The sequence below is a fragment of the Pseudogemmobacter hezensis genome (assembly GCF_013155295.1).
Classification (GTDB): Bacteria; Pseudomonadota; Alphaproteobacteria; order Rhodobacterales; family Rhodobacteraceae; genus Pseudogemmobacter; species Pseudogemmobacter hezensis.
Map to the genome: position 1 here is coordinate 1 of NZ_JABJXT010000017.1, position 18938 is coordinate 18938.

The window sequence follows — 18938 nt, forward strand, 5'->3', positions numbered from 1 at the left end:
GATAATCGCTGCCGCCAACGGTCACCGTCACGGTGCCGGTCCCGGTCGGATCGGTCACCGTCCCGGTCAGCGTCGTGTTGCCGGGCGTCGCCGGATCAACCGGAGTGGTGACGTCATCAATGGTGACATCCAGCGCAGGCGCGGCGGGCACCACCGGAACCGTGGTTTCGTCCGAAGCGGTCTCGCCGGCACGGGTGACGGTGGCCTCGACCGGGTTGCCGTCAAAGCTGGCGTTCGGAACGTCCACCGTCCAGGTGCCATCGGGGTTGATGGTCGCCTGATAGTCGGTGCCGCCAACGGTCACCGTCACGGTGCCGGTCCCAGTCGGATCGGTCACCGTCCCGGTCAGCGTCGTGTTGCCGGGCGTCGCCGGATCAACCGGAGTGGTGACGTCATCAATGGTAACATCCAGCGCAGGCACAACCGGAACCGGAGTGTTATCGGTATCTGACCCGGCGCTATTGGTGGCCGTCGCGGTGATGGGGCTGCCGTCGAAGCTGGTGTTCGGAACAACCACCGTCCAGGTGCCATCAGGATTGACTGTCGCCGAATAGTCGGTGCCGCCAACCGTGACGGTCACAGTGGCGTTGGGATCGGTGACCGTGCCGGTCAGCGTGGTATTGCCGGGGGCCGAAGGATCAACCGCATTGGCGGGCGGGCTGACCACGACCTGGGGCGGATTGACCGCTGGTGCGGGGTCCGGCTTCCCATCGCTGCCCGAGCTGCCGATCGCAACCGCAGCCAGGGCACCGCCAAGCAGCGCCGCCGTCGCACCGCTGATCGGGAAGGGCAACAGCACCGTCTCATTGATCTCGGCGATATGAAAGCCGCTCCAGGGAGAGGTATATTGCCCCCACCAGACCACGCCATTCGCATCCTCAAAGACCAGCTCGCTGCGCTGCCCGTCATGCTCGATGAAGAAGCCTTCGATCTTCAGCACGCGCCCATCGGCAAGCACCAGCCGCAGATCATTGCCATCACGCAGGAATTCGCGGACCAGCTCTGGCCCGATTTCCAGCCGCACCACCGAGGGCTCGCCAAGAACAACGGGCGTGCCCGCATCAAAATTCGCCAACGTCCCGTTCGACTTCAGAACAACCGCGCCCAGCATCTTAGCCCTCAATCGTATTCCTGGCCCTTTGTCAGGGCACATGCCATTTTTATCCCAGGCCGGGCCGCGAATGGCTGACCCCGCCCTGGCCCAAACGGTCCGAGCGGGGGTCAGGCCCTCATCAGCCACGCCCACAAAAGCCGACCACACTCTGCGCCGGCCCAAACACGCCTGCTATTACGCGGGCGCGGGCGCGGGCAACTGACAGGGCGATCAGTTGACTTCTACCAAAAGCTGTGCAGAGATAAGGACTTCAACCTGCAGCCGAGGCCGCCCGGATCAGCAGACGGCATAAGGGCTTAGGGCGGTGCGCAGGTGATTCGTGGCGCGCCCGCACGACAGACCCCGCCTTGCCGATACCCGATGCGCTTCAGCGAAACAGACCGCATTCCGGCGCCGCCGCTGTCACGTCGCGGCCACCAGCGGCTTTCCATCCGAACCCGAAAAATCGCCCGCAAAATGGCAGGCAATACCTGCATCGTCCAGCATGGCCCGCGCAGCAGAGATATTGCGGCGCGCGCGCTCAAGCTCTGCCCCATAAAGAGAAATCAACGGTGTCGTGAGCTTTGAGTGCTCATAGGGGACAAGGTTCCAGAAGGTCACAGACCCGATCTTCGCATCGATGATCCATTGCGCGAAATCGGGCAGGGTCCAGACCGACGGATTGTAAAGCCCGCAAGAGATGCTGAAAATCGGCTCCCCGGCCCCAGCCCCGCCCCCGGCCGCATCACGGATAAGGTTGATATTGGCAAGGATCCGATCCGGTGTAACCGCCTTGCGGATCCGGCGCATCATGGCCGCGTCGCTGGAATCCAGACTGACCTGGATCGTGCCGAATTTCGACAGCAACGCAATTTCATCATCGGTATAGATTTTGGCCAGATTCGAGATGATCACAGGGCGCATACCCTGCTCTACAATCGGGCCGCACAGATCCATCCAGTTCGGATGGAAGGTGGTTTCACCATGTCCGTTTACATCGATATTCGCCCCCTTCGGCATCAGCCTGACGACATCAAGAACAGAGGCAAAGCGATCAGGTGCCAGATCACGCCCCTGATAGTTCGGATGCGTCACAGGGCAATAGGTGCAGCGCAGGTTGCAGTTGGACGTCATCTCGATGCGCAAAAACTGCGGGACCGCATTCGCGGCAGGCGGCAGCTGCGCAACCTCTTTGCGCAGGGATTTAAGCGGCACCGTCTTACGGATGCTGCAGGTCAGACATGCCTTGCCCAGATCGCCGGACAGCAGCCCCTGCTGCATTTCCCGGCGGCGGGCCGAGGTCATATCGTCAAGGAACGGCCGATCCGGCCTGGCGGGATCAATCTGACGGCCGACCTTGCAACAGGGCCGTGTCGCGCCAGCCGAGGTGATGTCCAGATTAAGCCAGGGGTCCAGACACATCCGGGTCATTCCCGCCGGAACGCGCATGATATCCTCTGCGCGCTCACGATAGTCCGGCATCGCGGTGACACCATAGGGCGCGGCAAGCGTCAGAAACAACGCCGCCACACGCGCATTGGCATCCGCCTCCTGCATGAAGGGGATAAGAAAATCTTCGGTCGATGAGGACAGCCCGCGAAGGTCTGCGGCCAGATCAGCCGGGATCTCACAACGGATCTTCCTGCCGGATCTGGGGTGAAGCCAGCGAACCCTGCCCCGCCTGAGATTGGCCTGCCCGCGCGTCATATCACGCGCCGCCTCCCAGGAGAGATCGGTGATCATCAGGAAACGGATCGTCAAAGCTGCATGGAAATCCTCTGCCCCCGGCCCGAGAGCAGCCAGTTTCAGCGCCTCGCGCGTTCCGATGTCGATTTGCCAGGTCACTCAGTGACTCATGCGCATGAACAATACCCGCAGGACAGAACAGCACCAGGGAAGGGATACATATATCCTACAGCCCACCTGATCGCGCAGGCAATGCCAAAGCTCCGCAGATGCCCGCCCCTGATGATATGGGCCCGGGAAGATCCGGGGCCCCTGACTGTGCGGGGCCTGAAGCTCTGGGGGCCAGGCCGGCAGCTCACTTATTTTAGAAAAATGAAATACCATTGACAGAATCATGCCTGTCGGTGTTTCTTTCTGAAAAATGAAAAAACATGGAGGAAATTATGAAACTTGGATCCCTTCCTGGTGCCTTGACCATTTGCCTGCTTGCGCCTTCCATCGGCAGCGCCGAGACCACTCTGACCATCTCCAGCTATGGCGGTGGCTATCAGGAGGCACAGTCGAAAGCCTATTTCTCCCCCTTTATCAGCGCAAATCCCGATGTTCTGATCCGCGAGGACAGCCCCTCCAGCAATGCGAAACTGAAGGCGATGGTCGAGGCCGGTGCCGTTGACTGGGACATCATGGTCACCGATGACACCTTCGGCCTGGACAGCGACGCCGCCTGGCTGGAGCCGATTGATTATACAATCGTGAACCGCGACAAATTCCTGCCGGGCACCGCCGACACTTACCGCATCGCCGCCGATATCGAGGCGACTGTGCTGGCCTATAATGCCGAAGACTTCGCGGGTCAGACCCCGGACGGGCTGGCCGCCTTCTTCGATACCGAGACCTGGCCGGGCCTGCGCGCCGCCTGGAAATATGCCCCCGGCGGCCTGCTGGAAACGGCGCTGGTGGCGGATGGCGTTCCGGCGGACCAGCTTTATCCGCTGGATGTCGAGCGTGCCCTGACCAAACTCGACACGATCAAGGATGACATCGTCTGGTGGGAAACCGGCGCCCAGTCAGAGCAGCTTTTGTCCAGTGGCGAGGCCAGCATGGGCCTTGTCTGGGTCTCGCGCGCGCTGTCGGGCGCGGATAAGGGCATTCAGATCGACTGGACCGAATGGACCTCACAGGCCGCCTATTGGGTCGTCCCGAAGGGCACGAAGAACAAAGACGCCGCGATGAAAGCGCTTGAATTCTTTACAGAACCGGCCCAGCAAATCGCCTTTACCGAATTCATGCCCTATGGCCCGTCGAACAAAAACGCCGTCGATGGTGTGCTGCCGAACTTCAAAGGCAATCTGCCGACCGACCATCTGGAAGGCCGCATCCAGATCAACGCCGAATGGTGGGCAGAAAATGGCGCGGCCGTCGATCAGCGCTTTCAGGAATGGCTGCTGCAATAAGCAAACCGGCCCCAGGGCCATCCGTTCCTGACTGCAGCACCCCCTCTTCGGCCCCGCCTGTGGCCGAAGAGGGCCATCGAAAGACGCCAGATGACCTCTGTCCCAGTCACGCCCATGGGCAACCGTTCAGCCCGCCCCCTGCTCTCACGGGTTCCGGCAGCACTCTGGCTGCTGATCCCGGTGCTGCTGTTCGTTGCTGTCTTCTTCCTTTACCCGCTGCTGCGGCTGCTGATGGTCTCAGTGCCAGGTGGCAGTTTTCAGTTTTATGAACAGATCCTGACCTCTCCGGTCTTTCTGCGCGTCATCGGCGAGACCTTTCAGACCTCGCTGGTGGTGATGCTGGTGACGGTGCTGATCGCCTTCCCCTATGCCTATGCCATGGCGAATTGCAGCCGCACGACGCTGCTTTTGCTGACAATTGCGCTGCTGATCCCCTTCTGGGTCAGCCTGCTGCTGCGCAGCTTTTCCTGGATCGTTCTGTTGCAAAACAGCGGGCTGGTGAATGACATGCTGCGCGGGCTGGGCCTGATCGATCGCCCGCTGCGCCTGATCCGTACGCCTTTGGGCGTGGCCATCGGCATGGTGCATGTGCTGCTGCCCTATGCGGTGCTGCCGCTTTATACGATTTTGAAAAAGATCGACATGCGGCTGATGGAGGCCTCTTCGATCTGCGGCGCCTCGTGGTTCCATGGCTTTCGCCGCGTCTACCTGCCGATGACCCTGCCCGGCATTGCTGCGGCCGCGATCCTGACCTTCACCCTGTCGCTGGGCTTTTACATCACCCCGGCTTTGCTGGGCAGCCCGCGCGACATGATGATCGCCCAGATGATCGCCGGACAGATCCAGGAGCAGCTGAACTTCGGCCTCGGCGCGGCCCTCGCGGTGGTGCTGATCGCTCTGACCGCCACCGCCTTTGGCCTTTTTGGCCTGTTGCAGATGGTCTTCGCCCGCCGCCAGGCCAAACGGGAGCAAACCGCATGACCACCGCCCTGCGCCGCATCCTGTTCTGGGGCTTCGTCACCCTGACCGCGCTTTTCCTGCTGGTTCCCACGCTGATCATCGTGCCGATGTCCTTCAGCACCACCCCGCAGCTGGAGTTCCCGCCGGTCGGCTTCACCCTGGACTGGTATGGCAAAGTCCTGACCGATACCGCCTGGCTGGCCGCGCTGAAGAACAGCCTGCTGATCGGCAGCGCCACCGCCATCCTGGCCACCACGCTTGGCACAGCCGCCGCGCTGGCGCTGTCTGCAGCCGAGTTTCGCGGCAAAGGCGTGATCCTTGCGCTTTTGCTGGCGCCGATGGTGACGCCCGTCATCGTGCTGGGCGTCGGCATCTATATGGTTTTTGCCCGCTGGGGCCTCTCGGGCACCCTGCCCGGCATGGTCGCGGCCCATACGGTTCTGGCCATTCCCTTCGTCGTGGTCTCGGTTATGGCCAGCCTGAAAATGGTCAATGCAAACCTCGCCATGGCCAGCGCCGGTCTTGGTGCGGGGCGCTGGTTCACCTTCCGCAGGGTCACCCTGCCGCTGATCCTGCCGGGCGTGACCTCGGGCGCGGTCTTTGCCTTCATCACCTCCTGGGATGAGGTGGTGGTGGCGATTTTCGTTGCCAATACCGAGACGCGGACCGTGCCGATCATGATCTGGAACCAGGTCCGCACCAATCTTGACCCCGCCACCGCCGCCGTCGGTGCGCTGCTGATCGTCCTTTCTGCCATCGGCGTGATGCTGTCCTACAAGTTCAAGGAGACCCGCTGATGCGCGCGACCCCATCCCCCGCCCCCTCTGATACGATTGCCCTGCAGCTGGATCAGATCTCGAAACATTACGGCGAAGTGCGTGCGCTGGATGACATCTCGTTCGAGCTGCGCCGCGGCGAGTTTCTGACCATGCTGGGGCCGTCCGGCTCTGGCAAGACCACCTCGCTGCGGGTGATCGCGGGCTTTGTGGAACCAACCTCGGGGCGGCTGACCATTGACGGGCGCGACATGACCGGGGTGGCACCGCAAAAGCGCAATATCGGCATGATGTTCCAGGATTATGCGCTTTTCCCGCATATGAGTGTCGTGGAAAACGTCGCCTATCCGCTTGAGGTGCGCGGGCTTTCGCGGGCAGATCGGCGCAAGCGGGCGATGGAGATGCTGGAGATCGTCGGCCTCGCCCATTGCGCCACCCGCTATCCAAAGCAGATGTCGGGCGGCCAGCAGCAACGCGTGGCCCTTGCGCGGGCGCTGGTCTTCAGACCCGACATCGTCTTGCTGGACGAACCGATGGCCGCGCTGGACAAAAAACTGCGCAGCCAGATGCAGATCGAAATCATGCATATCACCCGCCAGGTGGGCGCAACCGTGGTCTCGGTCACCCACGACCAGGAAGAAGCGCTGGTCATGTCGGACCGGATCGCCATCTTCAAAGACGGGCGGCTGGCGCAGATCGGCACGCCGCAGGATCTTTACCGCCAGCCCAACTCGGCCTTTGTGGCGGATTTCATTGGTGAGGCCAATCTTCTGCGCGGCCAGCTGCGTCAGGATGGCGCCGATCTGGTGCTGGAAGGCCCGGGCTGGCAGGCAAGGCTGCCTGCGGCTTCCGCCCCGGCGATCCCGGCGGGTGCCGCCCCCTGCCTTGTGCTGCGGCCCGAACGCATCGGCCTTGCAGAGGCGGGGTCCGGCCCGAACACCGCCCAGGGTGTGATCGAGGAAAAGATCTATCTCGGCGTCGAATATCGTCTGCTGGTGCGCCTGCCCGACGGGGTGGTGGTGCAATTGCGCAGCCGCGATGTGGCCCGGCTGGCCGATCTTCCGGTCGGCAGCCCCATCACCCTTGGCTGGGCCCCTGAGGACATCGTTCTCATCCCCGGCTGATTTTCCCTTCCCGACCCCGCCCGCGCCTTGTGGGTGGATCTCAGACCCTACAGGACCGACCATGCTGACCAAAGCCGAATGGCACGCCCGCGCCGCCGCCCTTAAGCCCGAAACCCGCGCCTTTATCGGGGGCGATTATGTCGCTGCCGCCTCTGGCAAGACATTCACCAAGATCAACCCGGCCACCCTGCAATCGCTGGGCGAGGTTGCCTCTTGCGATGTCGAGGATGTGAACCGCGCCGTCGCCGCCGCCCGCGCCGCGTTTGAGGCAGGCCACTGGTCGCGCATGGCCCCGAAAGAGCGCAAGCTGCGCCTGATGCGCTTTGCCGAGCTGATCCTGGAACATCGCACCGAGCTGGCGCTTCTGGAAAGCCTTGATACCGGCAAGACCATCTCGAACGCATACGGCGACGATATTCCCGGTGCCGCGAATTGCATCCGCTGGTTCGGCGAGCTGATCGACAAGGTCTATGATGAGGTCGCGCCCACCGCAGGCGGCACGGTTGCCATGATCCGGCGCGAGGCGATCGGCGTTGTCGGCGCGGTGGTGCCCTGGAATTATCCGCTGCTGATGACCGCCTGGAAGATCGCACCCATCCTGGCGGCGGGCAATTCCTGCGTGCTGAAACCGGCCGAACAATCGCCGCTGACCGGCATCTTTATCGGCAGGCTGGCCATCGAGGCCGGGATCCCCGAAGGTGTGCTGAACGTCGTGCCGGGCATGGGCGAGACGGCAGGCCGCGCCATCGGTCTGCATATGGATGTCGATGCGGTTGCCTTCACCGGCTCGACCGAGGTTGGCAAATATTTCATGCAATATTCCGGCCAGTCGAACCTGAAGCGGGTTGGCCTGGAATGCGGCGGCAAATCCCCCAATATCGTGCTGGCGGATTGCCCGGATCTGGACAGGGCGGTCGAGGGGTCGGCCTGGGCGATCTTTTACAACGCGGGCGAGACCTGCTCGGCAGGCTCGCGCATTCTGGTCCAGGACAGCATCAAAGATGCCTTCGTCGAGAAGCTGTCGGCCTTCGCCGCCAATCTGAAGCTGGGTGATCCGCTGGACCCCGAAACCCAGATGGGCGCGCTGGTCGATCAGAGCCACACCAAACGGGTGCTGAGCTACATCGATATCGGCAAGGCCGAGGGGGCCACGCTGGCGCAGGGCGGCGGCCATAATGGCGGCTGTTTCGTGCAGCCGACCGTCTTTTCGGATGTGAAAAACGAGATGCGCATCGCGCAGGAGGAAATCTTCGGCCCGGTCGCCTCGGTCATCACCATCCGCGACCTGGATGAGGGCATCCGTCTGGGCAATGCCTCGATCTACGGGCTGGGTGCGGGGGTCTGGACCTCTGATCTGCACAGCGCCTTCCGCGCCTCGAATGAGCTGCGGGCGGGCGTGGTCTGGGTCAATGCTTTTGACGCGGGCGATATCACCACGCCCTTTGGCGGGTTCAAGCAATCCGGCTTTGGCCGTGACAAATCGGCCCATGCCTTTGATAAATATACCGATCTGAAGACCACCTGGTTCAACCTCGCCTGATTGCCATAGCCAGACTGCTCTGACCCGACTGCTTTGGTGGGGGCCGCGCGATGGCCCCCGCCCTTTCCGAGAGACGCAAAAGATGAGTGCCACTTCTGTGCAACCGACGATCCGCTGGAACGGCAAAAGCATTGCCGTGACCGAAGGCGACAGCCTTGCCGCAGCGCTCTGGCGTGCGGGCGTGACCACCTTCGCGCGCTCGCGCAAGCTGCACCGCCCGCTGGCCTGGACCGGCGCGCATGCGGTGGGGGCGCTGGCCGCAGTCAACGGGCTGCCGAACACCCGGCTGGACCAGACACCCGCCCGCGCGGGCACGGTGGTCTCGATGCAGAACTGCTGGCCGGGCCCGGGCTTTGATCTTTTGCGCCTGATGCAGATCCTGCCCGAGCGGCTGCTTTACGGCGGCTTCGAACATGGGCATCTGATGCCCTCATCGGGCCTCTCTTACCGCCTGGCGGAACGCATGATGGCCTATCTGGCAGGGGTTGCCGATACCGCCCCGACGGGATGGGAGGGCGCGGCCATTCCGGGCCGTGACATCACGGTCGATCATCTGATCATCGGCGGCGGGCCCGAAGGCATTCGCGCCGCCAATGCAGTGGCAGCGGCGGGTCTGTCGGTGGCGCTTGTCACCCGTGGCCGCACGCCCGCGCGATTTGCCCGCAATGCCGGGCAAGAGATCCCCGTGCTCGATCCCCGCGTCGATCTGCACAAAGAGACCGAGGCCTTTGGCGGCTATCGGGACGGTGATCTGGTGCTGGCCGCGCCGGTCAATGGCACGGGTGCGGCGGTGGTGTTCCGCCCCGGCCAGATCACCCTGGCCACCGGCCGCCGCTCGATGCCGCCTGTCGTTCGGGGCAACCACCTTCCCGGCGTCTTCGATGCCCATGCGGGCCTGAACCTCGCCGCCGAACATGGCGTTCGCCTTGGCCGCCGCGTCGCGGTGATCGGCACCGGGGATGAGGTGGCGCTGGCCGCCCGTCTGCGTGATCTGGGGCATGAGGTGGTCCATACCGGCCCTGCCGCCGGGCTGGACCGGATCGAGGGCCGGGCGCGGGTGCGGGCCATCCGCGTCGCGGGCAGGCGGATCCTCTGTGACACCCTGGTTCACGCCGGACCCTGGCGGGCCGATCCGAACCTTGGTTTTCAGCTGGCGGCCGAGGGGCATTACCAGCTGCTGGACGCCGCCCTTCCCGTCCGCGTCACCCGCATCGGCGCCGCAACCCTTGCGCCAGAGCCGATCCATATCCCCGCGCAACCCGACAAAAGCGCCCTGATCTGCCCCTGCATGGATGTCACCCTGGGCGAGCTGCTCAGCCATATCGATGCAGGCGAGCATGACCCCGAGATCCTGAAGCGCCTGACCTCTTGCGGGATGGGCACCTGCCAGGGCTGGCCCTGCTGGGATTCGATGCTGGCCGTGCTTGCCGCCCGCACCGGAACCCGGCCCGAAGATCACGCCAGGCCCAGCCACCGCCCGCCGCGCCGGGCCATCACCATCGCACAGGCCGCAGGCCTTGCCGGACTTGTGGAGCCCGACAAATGACCCCGCTTCCCCGTTCCGCATCGACGGTCATCATTGGTGGCGGCGTCCAGGGTCTTTCTGCCGCCTTCAACCTGGCCGAGATGGGCCAGACCGGCATCGTGGTGATCGACGCCGGCTATTGGCAGGGCGGCGCATCGGGGCGCAACGGCACCCTGATCCGCCCCGGCTTTGCCTCGACCGCCTGGACAGAGCTGTTCATGCTGACGGTCGCTGAATGGAAAACCTGGTCGAAACGGCTGGGCGAGAATGTGATGTTCACGCAGCGCGGCTATTCCGTCGTCTCGGAAAAAGCCGCCAGCGCCGCCATGCTGGAAGAGGCAACCGCAATGCAGCGCGACCTCGGCATCCGCTCGCGCATGCTGAAATCGGCTGAGATCAGCGACCTGCTGCCCGCGATCAACCGAAAACGCGTGCTGGCCGTTCAGCATCAGGAAGAGGGCGGCGTCGCCCCCCATCACGCGGCGCTGAAGGGCCTGCGCGCCTATTGCGAACACAGGGGCGTGGCGCTGCATTACCGCACGAAGATCACCGGGATCGAGGTCACAGATGGCCGTGCCTCGGCGGTCTGGATCGGCGATCACCGGATCGATGCCGGGAATATCCTTAGCTGCGCGGGCCCCGACAATCCCGATATGGCCCGCCTTGCCGGGGTTGAAATTGACGGCTTCGGCATGAAGATCGAGGCCATGGCGCTGGAGCCGACCCGCCCGCTGATCAAACCCGCCATCGCCCTGATCGACAGCCTGGCCTATTTCCACCAGACCTCGCGCGGCGAGGTGGTTGGCGGCACCGAGGTGCCGGAACGCCCCCGCATGTCCCTGCGTGTCGATGTGCCCGTGATGGCCGAGATGGCGCGGATCTATCTTGAGATGTTCCCCCAGCTTGGCCCGGTGCGCATTTTGCGGCACTGGGCGGGGCAGCTGCATGCCTCAACCGATTACGCGCCCCTTTTGGGCGAGCACCCCGCACGCCCGGGCCTGTGGTTTTCTGCCGGATGGTCCTACGGCTTTGCAGGCGCGCCTGCTGCGGGCCGCCTGCTGGCCGGGGCGATTGGCAAAGGGCACATCGACAGCCGTATGAAACCCTTTGCGCTTGACCGTTTTCAGACGACAGGACCAATCATCGAGAAAGGCATTGTTCTTGCGTGAAGCAATGCTCTCATTTCTGATGCCAACCGATCCCATTGCAACGAAAGACACATATGCCAGCCAATAGCCAAACTGATGCCAGACCAAAGCGCAGCCCGACCGAAGGCCCCGATGGCGCGGATGCAATCGGCTCACGGCTCCGCGAAATCCGGCTGAGGATGGGCATGACGCTCGGTCAGCTCGCCGAGGCGACCGGGCTGTCGATCGGATCGCTTTCGCAGGTCGAGCGCGGCCTGGTCTCACCCACGATCCGCACGGTCTATGCCATTGCCAGCGCCCTTGGCGTATCGCCCGCGGCGGTGATCGACCCGGATTCGGCCTCTGTCGGCACCGAAAGCCCCTATATCGCCCGTGCGGCGTCGCAGCCGCAGCTGATCGACGCCAATGGGGTGCGCAAGATCCTGGCCAGCCCGACAGGCCAGGGGCGCTATAAGGCCTATCTGATGACGCTGCAGCCCGGCGGCTCTTCGGGCGAGGATGCCTATATCCATGCCGGAGATGAGGTCGGATATGTGCTGCGCGGCAGCTTCAGCCTTGAGATCGAAAGCAAAACCTTCGTGCTTGGCGAGGGCGACTGTTTCGCCTTTCCCAGCTCGCTGATGCACCGCTTTTACAATGATGGTGACGCCCCGGCGGAAATCATCTGGATCAACAGCCTCAGCTGATCGCACCCGGCTGACCTTCCCCGAACGGAGACTCTCGTGAACAGCAGTCTGGAAAGCTATGCCAACGCGCTGTGGTGGCATGACAGCCTTGTGCCGCCCCTGGCGGGCCATGCGCTGCAAAGCGATATCGAGATTGACGTGGCCGTGGTCGGCGGCGGCTATACCGGGCTTTCCGCCGCGCTGCATCTGGCCGAGGCAGGGGTCCGCGTTGCGGTCTTTGAGGCGCGTCATATCGGCTTTGGGGCCTCGGGGCGCAATGGCGGGCAGATCATTCCCGGCCTGAAATATGATCCCGATGATCTGGTTGCGAAATATGGCCCCGAACACGGCCGCCAGCTGGTTCAGCTGGCAGGCGGGGCGGCCGATTTCACCTTTGATCTGATTGAACGCCTGAATATCCGGTGCCGCCCGGTCAGGGCGGGCTGGATCCAGGCCGCACATTCGCCGCTTGCGCTTGAGCCGGTGGTGAAACGCGCAAGGCAATGGCAGGCCGAAGGGGTCGCCGTCGAGATCCTCGACCGTGACGAGGTTGCCGCCAGAACCGGCACCGCGGCTCATTTCGGCGGCTGGCGGGATCCGCGGGCCGGCTCTGTGCAGCCGCTGGATTTCCTGCGCGGGCTGGCGCATGCCGCCGCCGATGCGGGCGCGCAGATCTGTGAGCAAAGCGAGGTCCAGAGCCTGAAGCCCGCCAGCGACGGCCCCAATGCGCGCTGGCAGCTGGGCGTCGGCAAACACCGGGTCAGGGCGCGCACCGTGCTGATCGGCACCAATGGCTATCCCGCAAAGGGCCTGGTGCCGGGGCTGGCGCAAAGCGTTCTGCCGGTTCAGAGCATGCAGCTGGCCACCGCCCCCCTGGATGCGACGCTGTCAGAAAAGATCATGCCGGGTGGCGTAATGCTGTCGCAGACCCGCAAGCTGGCCTTTTACATGCGCCGCACCCCCGCCGGTGGTTTTATGATCGGCGGGCGCGGCGCGGTCGGCAATACCGAGGCCCCGGGCCTGATGACCGCGCTGGAACGCGGCATGCTGCAGCTTTTCCCGGACCTGCGCGGCACGCAAATTCTGCACCGCTGGTCGGGTCATGTCTGCCTGTCGCTGGATGGGCTGCCGCATCTGCATGAAACATCGCCGGGCCTTTATGCGCTGCAGGCCTATAACGGGCGCGGCATCGCGCTGGCCACGCGCTTTGGCAAAATGCTGGCCGATGAAATCGTCAGTCGCAGCCCGGCGATCTATCCGAAAACCAAAGTGAAACCAATCGTCTGGCACAGCCTGCGACGCCCGGTAATGGGCCTCGGTGTCAGATGGTACTGGATGAAAGACCGTCTTGGTCTGGCCTCCAAATAGTCAAGCATCAGGAAAGCCTGTCAAATGAACGCGCCTCTCAACATCGGCACCACGCCGCTGATCACTGCTGATTTCGGGTCTGTGCTGCACGACCCGTCAAACCATCTGCATGTCGCAGCTGATCCCGCGCTTTTCTTCGGGCGCTGCCGGATCTCGGCTGACGGAACGGCGCAGGGCGTGACGCAGGGGGTGGCGCAGGCCGCCAATGGGATGATTGTTGTCCTTTTGTCGGGGCGTCTGACCATCGGCGGCTGCCTGCTGGAAGGACGCCAGCGCATTGCCGCCATCGGGCCCGGCCGCACGATCAGCTGGCAGGCCAGTGAGGGCTGCGAGGTCGCGCTGATCTCGGATGCGCGGCTGCGGCATGCCCAGGGCGCGATGGTGATCGACGCCGATTGCGCCTTGCAACCCAGTGCCGCGCCGGATCCATCCGTCTTGCTGACGGCCCCGCCCTGGTGTGCCGCCGCCCAGCATTATAAATCACCCTCGGTCAGCTATGGCATCTGGTCGGCAACCCCCTACACGCGCCGCCACGTGCCCTCGGCGGTAAGCGAGTTCATGCTGCTGCTGAATGGCAGCGTTGCCCTGTCGTCAAAGGACGGCCTGGTCACGAAATTCGATGAGGGCGCCTTCCTGCTGGTGCCCCAGGATGCAGAGCTGGACTGGTCCTCTGCGCAAAATGTCAGGAAATTCTATTACTCAGCCCGCCGATAGGCCGCAAACGCCGCCCCCCGCCGGGCATGTGGGGGGCGGCACAGTCGCGCTGTAACAATGCCCCTGGCTAAACCAGGGTGCTGAAATGCCGCTCGCGCCCGTAAAGCGAGACCAGCAGCAGGATCACCAGACCAAAGGCGGCCTGCACCGTCGCCGGCTGATAGCCCAGCCCGATCAGCAGGGTGTTGATCTCGGTCAGCACCAGCGCGCCCGCAAGCGTGCCGACATAGCTGCCCCGCCCGCCGACCAGCGCCGCGCCGCCCACAACCACGGCGGCGATGGTCTGGAACAGATAGGGCTGGCCGACATCCCCATAGGCAGAGCCGGTAAAGCCCAGCAGCAACACCCCCGTCACCGCCGCAAAGAAGGACGAGGCCCCGAAGATCACCATCCAGACCCAAAGCGGCCGGATCAGCGCATAGGGGGCCGCACCCGGGTTAGAGCCAAGCGCATAAAGCCTGCGGCCAAAGGGTGTGCGCTCCAGCACCAGAACGATCAGCACTGTCAGCACCAAAAGCGCCGGGATCACCCCCGCCACCGGCAAGGGCCCGAATGTGCCCCCGATAGAGACGAATTGCGACACCGCCTTTGGCGCCGATCCGGTCGGGAAGCCGCGCGTCCAGATCAGCACCAGCCCCTGAACGATCATGCCGATGCCCAGGGTCACGATCAGCGGATGGATGTTCAGCCCGCGCGACAGCGCCCCGTTCACCATACCAATGGCAATGGCCATCACCGCAACCAGCAGGCAGACCAGCGCGAAATTCCAGCCCTGGCCATAAAGCTGCGCCGCAACCACATTGGCGAAACCGATGATGAAGGGGATCGAAAGGTCGATCCCGCCCAGGATCACCACCAGCGTCTGCCCGATCGAGGCCACCGCCAGCAGCGCCGCCAGCACCAGCATGGCGCGAATGGCAAAGGGGGCCGAATAGCCGGGGATCAAAAGCGTCCCCAGCCCATGCAGCGCAAGTGCGACGGCAAACGCTCCGATCACGCGCATCCGCGTCTGGTCGAAACCGGGTTTCAGAAAGGCGGGGCGCAAAGAGGCAGGGCGCGCGGTCATGCGTGGCTCCTTTTTGTGGGTCGGTCCTGCAGCGCCATCAGCACCACCGCCAGAACCAGCACCGCGCCATAGGCGACCTGCAGCACATAGGTCGAGACGTTGAAAGCCGTCAGCAGGCTTTGCAGCAGGAAGATATCAATCGCGCCGATGGCAGCCCCGATCAGACCGCCACGGCCTCCGGCCAGGCTGACACCGCCAAGCGCCACGGCCGCAATGGCGATCATCGTGTAATTGGTGCCAACCTTGGGATCAGCCGAGCCGATCAGCGCGGTCAGCATCATCGCCGCCGCCCCCACCAGCAGACCGCCGATCACATAGGCCAGAAAGCGCACCCCGGTCACATTGACCCCTGCCGTATAGGCGGCGCGGTCATCGCTGCCCACCGCCATCAGCTGGCCCAGGAAAGGCGTCCGGCTCAGCCCCCACCAGCACAGCGCAATCACGCCCAGCGGTGCAAAAGACCAAACCCCCGACAGCGAGCGCAGCCAGCCAGGCGCCGGCCCCAGCGGTGCGGGCAGGATGGTCAGCGTCAGCCCGGTCAGGATCAGATATGTCCCCAGCGTTGCGACAATCGGCTGGATGCGGACCACCGTCGCCAGAAACCCGTTGATCGCGCCGATGCCCGCCCCCAGCAGCAGCGCCACCGGCCACAAAAGCCAGGGCGAGGCAATGCCCCCATGCACGAACAAAAGGATCACCACCGCATTGACCAGCCCCATTGCCGGGCCGACCGAAATATCAATGCCACCGCGCCCGGCCATGATCACCGGGGCCGAGGCCAGCGCCGCCCCGATCAGCGGGGCCGCCATCCCCAAAAGCGTGCCCCAGGCCGCCGGATGAAACCGCGCCGGGTTCATCACCACATTGGCGATCAGCAGCACGACCAGAATGGCCAGACCAAAGCCATAACGGCGAAGCGAAAGCGCCAGCGCGGGCGTCATGGATCCAGACATCACGCGGCCCTCCCGAACATGGCGGCGATTACGGCCTCGCTTTGCATGGCCTCTCCGCTCAGCTCGGCCGAGACCTGGTGGTCGCGGAACACGATCAGACGATTGCACAGCAAGAGAACCTCTTCGATCTCTGATGACAGGATGACCAGCGCCATGCCCTCGGCGGCCAGCTCGCGGAACAGATCGTAAAGCACATGGCGGGTGGCGACATCGACGCCGCGCGTCGGGTCGTTCAGCAAAAGCACACGCGGGTTGCGGGCCAGGGCACGCGCCAGCAGCACCTTTTGCTGATTGCCCCCCGACAGCGCCGTGATCGGCGCATCGGGGCTGGGGGCAACGATTTTCAGCCGCTCTTTCCAGTGCATATAACGCGCCAGCCGCGCCTTGCGGCTGATCAGCCCGAAACGGCGATCCGCCTCGGGGGTGGCAATGGCGAAATTGTCGAGGATCGACAGATCCGGGAAAATTCCGGTGCTGCGCCGGTCACGCGGCACATAGACGATGCGCTGACGCTCGGCATCCCGAAAGCCCGCAATCGGATGCGATTTGCCTGACATCTCAAGTGAGACGCGGCCCGGGGCCTGATCCAGCCCCGCCATCACCCGCAGGAAACGGTCCTGGCCATGCCCGTCCAGCCCCGCAAGGCCAACGATCTCGCCGGGGGTGAAAACCTGGCGAAAGGGCGCGGCGCCCTCACGCAGCACCAGATCGGCGGCGTTGAATGTCAGGGCCTCAGCCATGGCGGACCTCCTCGCTGATCGCCTCGGGGGTGGCGGCGCCCTGCGGCGCCATCAGTTGCAAAAGCTGCTGCGGCGTCGCCGTGCCGCGCGGGCCGGTCGTCACCACCCGGCCGCTGCGCAAAACGGTGATGTCGTCAGACAGCGCCATCACCTCATCCATGCGGTGGGTGATGAAGATCACCAGCCTGCCATCGGCGGCCTGGGCCTTCATGAAATCAAAAACCGACTCGCGGTCGGCAAAATCCAGCGCGGCGGTGATCTCATCCAGGATCAGCACCCGCGGATCGCGGGCCACGGCCCGGGCCAGCACCACCAGCTGCTGCGCCGCCAGCGCAAGGCTGCCTGCGGGCGCGTTCAGATCAATCGGCGTGCGGGCGAAACGGGCCAGCACGGCTGCGGCGCGATCCTCGCGCGCGGCGCGGGGGATGCGGCGGGTGAACATACCGTCCAGCCCCAGCAGGATATTGTCGGTGACCGAGCGGTCAGGCGCGATCAGCACCTCCTGAAACGCCGTGGCAAAGCCCGCCTCCTGAAAGGCACGGGGGCCGCGGGCGCGCAGCGGTTTGTCGTCGAACAGGATCTCGCCCTGGTCGGGGGTGACGATCCCCGAAAGGATCTTGACCAGCGTGCTTTTGCCAGAGCCGTTCTCGCCCAGCACGGTATGAATGGTGCCGCTGCGAAACGGGATCGAGACCCCGGACAGCGCAATGGTTTCGCCATAATGTTTTGAGACATTGCGAATGGTCAGCATGACGGGACTCCGGTCAGGGTTCACCGCGCCACCCCGGGGGCCGCGCGGTGCAGTCAGGGTCAGACAGCCTCAACCGGCGCCCTCAGTCGGCGCAGGCGCCCGGCGCGGCCGCATAGTCCCAGCCAGGCGAGGCGGCGGGGTTCGAGAAATAGGCATCAAGCGCCTCTTCCGCGATCGGATCCACCGGCGGCACCGGGAAAACCGAAACAGCATCCGGCGTCATGCAGGGCTGGTACCAGTTCGCCAGATCGGCCTCATGCACCGGCGGCAGCGGGATCATGATGGTGTTCACGGTCGGCTTTTGCCCGTCCATGATCCGCGCCCCCACCCGGAACAGCGTCTGGGCGGTCCAGTGCGGCAGCACGGCGTGCCCCTCAAAGCGATAGCCCTCGGGGTTTTCCTTCCAGTAGCCAAGCGCATCCCCGGTGATCGAGCCGGTGATCAGCGGCAGCGGACGGCCTGCCTCGGCAAAGGCCTCGGCGATGACGCGGCTTTCCGAGCCCGCCGACCAGACGGCATCAATCGGCGCCGGATTGGTCGCCAGCGTCTGCAGCACCACGGTTTTGGTGACATTCGCCGTCCAGTCGCCATTGACCACGCGCGACACTTTCAGCCCGGGATATTCGGCCAGCGCCGCATCGGCGCCCGCACGTTCCTGCGCGACGATCGGATGCCCGGCGATCCCTTCGACGATCAGCACATTGCCACCCTCGGGCAGCGCCTTGCCGATGGCCGCCATCATCTCATAGCCCCAGCGGGTATAGTTGCTGTCAACATTCACCGCATTGGCCGAGGTCACCGAACCGGCGGCGGTGACAAAGGGAATTCCGGCGGCAAAGGCCGCATCGACCGCCTCATCCAGCCCGGTGGCAGAGCCGGGGATCGAGGTGATGATGCCGCAACCCTTGTCGATAAAGGCGCGGATCTGGTTGATCTGCTGGCCGACATCGCCATTGGAATCAGAGACCTCGAATTCCGAGACAACGCCCTCGGCGATCAGCCCGTCAACCAGGCGACGCAGCTCATTGGTGACGCTGACCCGCCAGGGATTGCCCTGATAGCTTTCGGAATGACACCAGCGATAGGGCTTTGCGGCGGGCGTGAAATCTGTCAGCGGACCCGCCAGGATCACCTGCGGCGCGCCTTCATATTGCGCTTTCAGCACCTCTGGCAGGGCGGCGATTGCGGCATCAACCGCCTCATCGGCCTGTTCAGCACTGACAAGCTGTGCAGCACTGACAAGCATGGTGGCGGCCATCAGCCCCCCGAGAAATCTCTTCATAACATCCTCCCTCTGTTATCCCGGCATGCGGGGTCCGTCTTTGCGATCATCAGGCAGCGGGCTGATACGCTCTGGTTCGAAAATGCGACCGCG

The 18938-nt window shown here is 64.1% G+C and carries 17 protein-coding genes; 10 read left to right on the top strand and 7 right to left on the bottom strand.

Features of this window, described 5'->3' with window-relative positions:
- Together HOY34_RS16445 and HOY34_RS22470 are read right to left on the bottom strand one after the other, a co-directional pair.
- Positions 1-1123, bottom strand: a 1123-nt coding sequence (locus tag HOY34_RS16445; RefSeq protein WP_172364801.1) for a BapA/Bap/LapF family prefix-like domain-containing protein, incomplete at its 3' end; no start/stop codon positions are given.
- Between the two features lie 393 nt (positions 1124-1516).
- Positions 1517-2938, bottom strand: a complete 1422-nt coding sequence (locus tag HOY34_RS22470; protein ID WP_172364803.1) for a radical SAM protein — start codon at positions 2936-2938, stop codon at positions 1517-1519.
- Between the two features lie 284 nt (positions 2939-3222).
- Between HOY34_RS22470 and HOY34_RS16455 the strand changes: the two genes are divergently transcribed.
- The 10 genes from HOY34_RS16455 to HOY34_RS16500 all read left to right on the top strand — a co-directional run bounded on the left by HOY34_RS16455 (position 3223) and on the right by HOY34_RS16500 (position 14053).
- A complete protein-coding gene (locus tag HOY34_RS16455) occupies positions 3223-4233 on the top strand; it encodes an ABC transporter substrate-binding protein (RefSeq protein ID WP_172364805.1) in 1011 nt (336 codons plus the stop codon).
- Between the two features lie 90 nt (positions 4234-4323).
- Positions 4324-5214, top strand: a complete 891-nt coding sequence (locus HOY34_RS16460; protein WP_172364807.1) for an ABC transporter permease — start codon at positions 4324-4326, stop codon at positions 5212-5214.
- Positions 5211-5990 (top strand): ABC transporter permease, encoded by a 780-nt coding sequence (locus HOY34_RS16465; protein WP_172364809.1) that lies wholly within the window; start codon positions 5211-5213, stop codon positions 5988-5990. Before HOY34_RS16460 ends, HOY34_RS16465 begins: the two co-directional genes overlap by 4 nt.
- Complete coding sequence (locus HOY34_RS16470; RefSeq protein ID WP_172364811.1) at positions 5990-7093, top strand: ABC transporter ATP-binding protein; 1104 nt, start codon at positions 5990-5992, stop codon at positions 7091-7093. Before HOY34_RS16465 ends, HOY34_RS16470 begins: the two co-directional genes overlap by 1 nt.
- Before the next feature lie 61 nt (positions 7094-7154).
- Positions 7155-8633, top strand: a complete 1479-nt coding sequence (locus HOY34_RS16475; protein ID WP_172364813.1) for an aldehyde dehydrogenase — start codon at positions 7155-7157, stop codon at positions 8631-8633.
- Between the two features lie 82 nt (positions 8634-8715).
- On the top strand, positions 8716-10179 hold the full coding sequence (locus HOY34_RS16480) for a 2Fe-2S iron-sulfur cluster-binding protein (RefSeq protein WP_172364815.1): 1464 nt from the start codon (positions 8716-8718) through the stop codon (positions 10177-10179).
- A complete protein-coding gene (locus tag HOY34_RS16485; RefSeq protein ID WP_172364817.1) occupies positions 10176-11327 on the top strand; it encodes an NAD(P)/FAD-dependent oxidoreductase in 1152 nt (383 codons plus the stop codon). The genes HOY34_RS16480 and HOY34_RS16485 overlap by 4 nt, the downstream gene beginning before the upstream one ends.
- A 53-nt stretch (positions 11328-11380) precedes the next feature.
- Positions 11381-11992 carry a cupin domain-containing protein gene (locus tag HOY34_RS16490; RefSeq protein ID WP_172364819.1) on the top strand — a complete coding sequence of 204 codons (612 nt, stop codon included), beginning with the start codon at positions 11381-11383 and terminating at the stop codon, positions 11990-11992.
- A gap of 36 nt (positions 11993-12028) precedes the next feature.
- Positions 12029-13339 carry an NAD(P)/FAD-dependent oxidoreductase gene (locus tag HOY34_RS16495; RefSeq protein ID WP_172364821.1) on the top strand — a complete coding sequence of 437 codons (1311 nt, stop codon included), beginning with the start codon at positions 12029-12031 and terminating at the stop codon, positions 13337-13339.
- A 24-nt stretch (positions 13340-13363) separates the two neighbouring features.
- Positions 13364-14053: a cupin domain-containing protein gene (locus HOY34_RS16500; RefSeq protein WP_172364823.1), complete on the top strand. Its 690-nt coding sequence runs from the start codon at positions 13364-13366 to the stop codon at positions 14051-14053.
- A 67-nt stretch (positions 14054-14120) separates the two neighbouring features.
- On the opposite strand, the gene HOY34_RS16505 is transcribed toward HOY34_RS16500, so the two are convergent.
- The 5 genes from HOY34_RS16505 to HOY34_RS16525 form a co-directional block, all read right to left on the bottom strand.
- Positions 14121-15119: an ABC transporter permease gene (locus HOY34_RS16505; RefSeq protein WP_216654809.1), complete on the bottom strand. Its 999-nt coding sequence runs from the start codon at positions 15117-15119 to the stop codon at positions 14121-14123.
- Positions 15116-16072, bottom strand: coding sequence for an ABC transporter permease (locus HOY34_RS16510; RefSeq protein ID WP_216654810.1), 957 nt, complete (start codon positions 16070-16072; stop codon positions 15116-15118). The genes HOY34_RS16505 and HOY34_RS16510 overlap by 4 nt, the downstream gene beginning before the upstream one ends.
- The gene (locus HOY34_RS16515) at positions 16072-16812 is read right to left on the bottom strand and encodes an ATP-binding cassette domain-containing protein (RefSeq protein ID WP_172364825.1); all 741 of its coding nucleotides are present in this window, start codon (positions 16810-16812) and stop codon (positions 16072-16074) included. Before HOY34_RS16515 ends, HOY34_RS16510 begins: the two co-directional genes overlap by 1 nt.
- On the bottom strand, positions 16805-17563 hold the full coding sequence (locus tag HOY34_RS16520; RefSeq protein WP_172364827.1) for an ATP-binding cassette domain-containing protein: 759 nt from the start codon (positions 17561-17563) through the stop codon (positions 16805-16807). Before HOY34_RS16520 ends, HOY34_RS16515 begins: the two co-directional genes overlap by 8 nt.
- 82 nt (positions 17564-17645) lie before the next feature.
- Positions 17646-18845: a substrate-binding domain-containing protein gene (locus HOY34_RS16525; protein ID WP_172364829.1), complete on the bottom strand. Its 1200-nt coding sequence runs from the start codon at positions 18843-18845 to the stop codon at positions 17646-17648.
- Positions 18846-18938 lie beyond the last annotated feature (93 nt).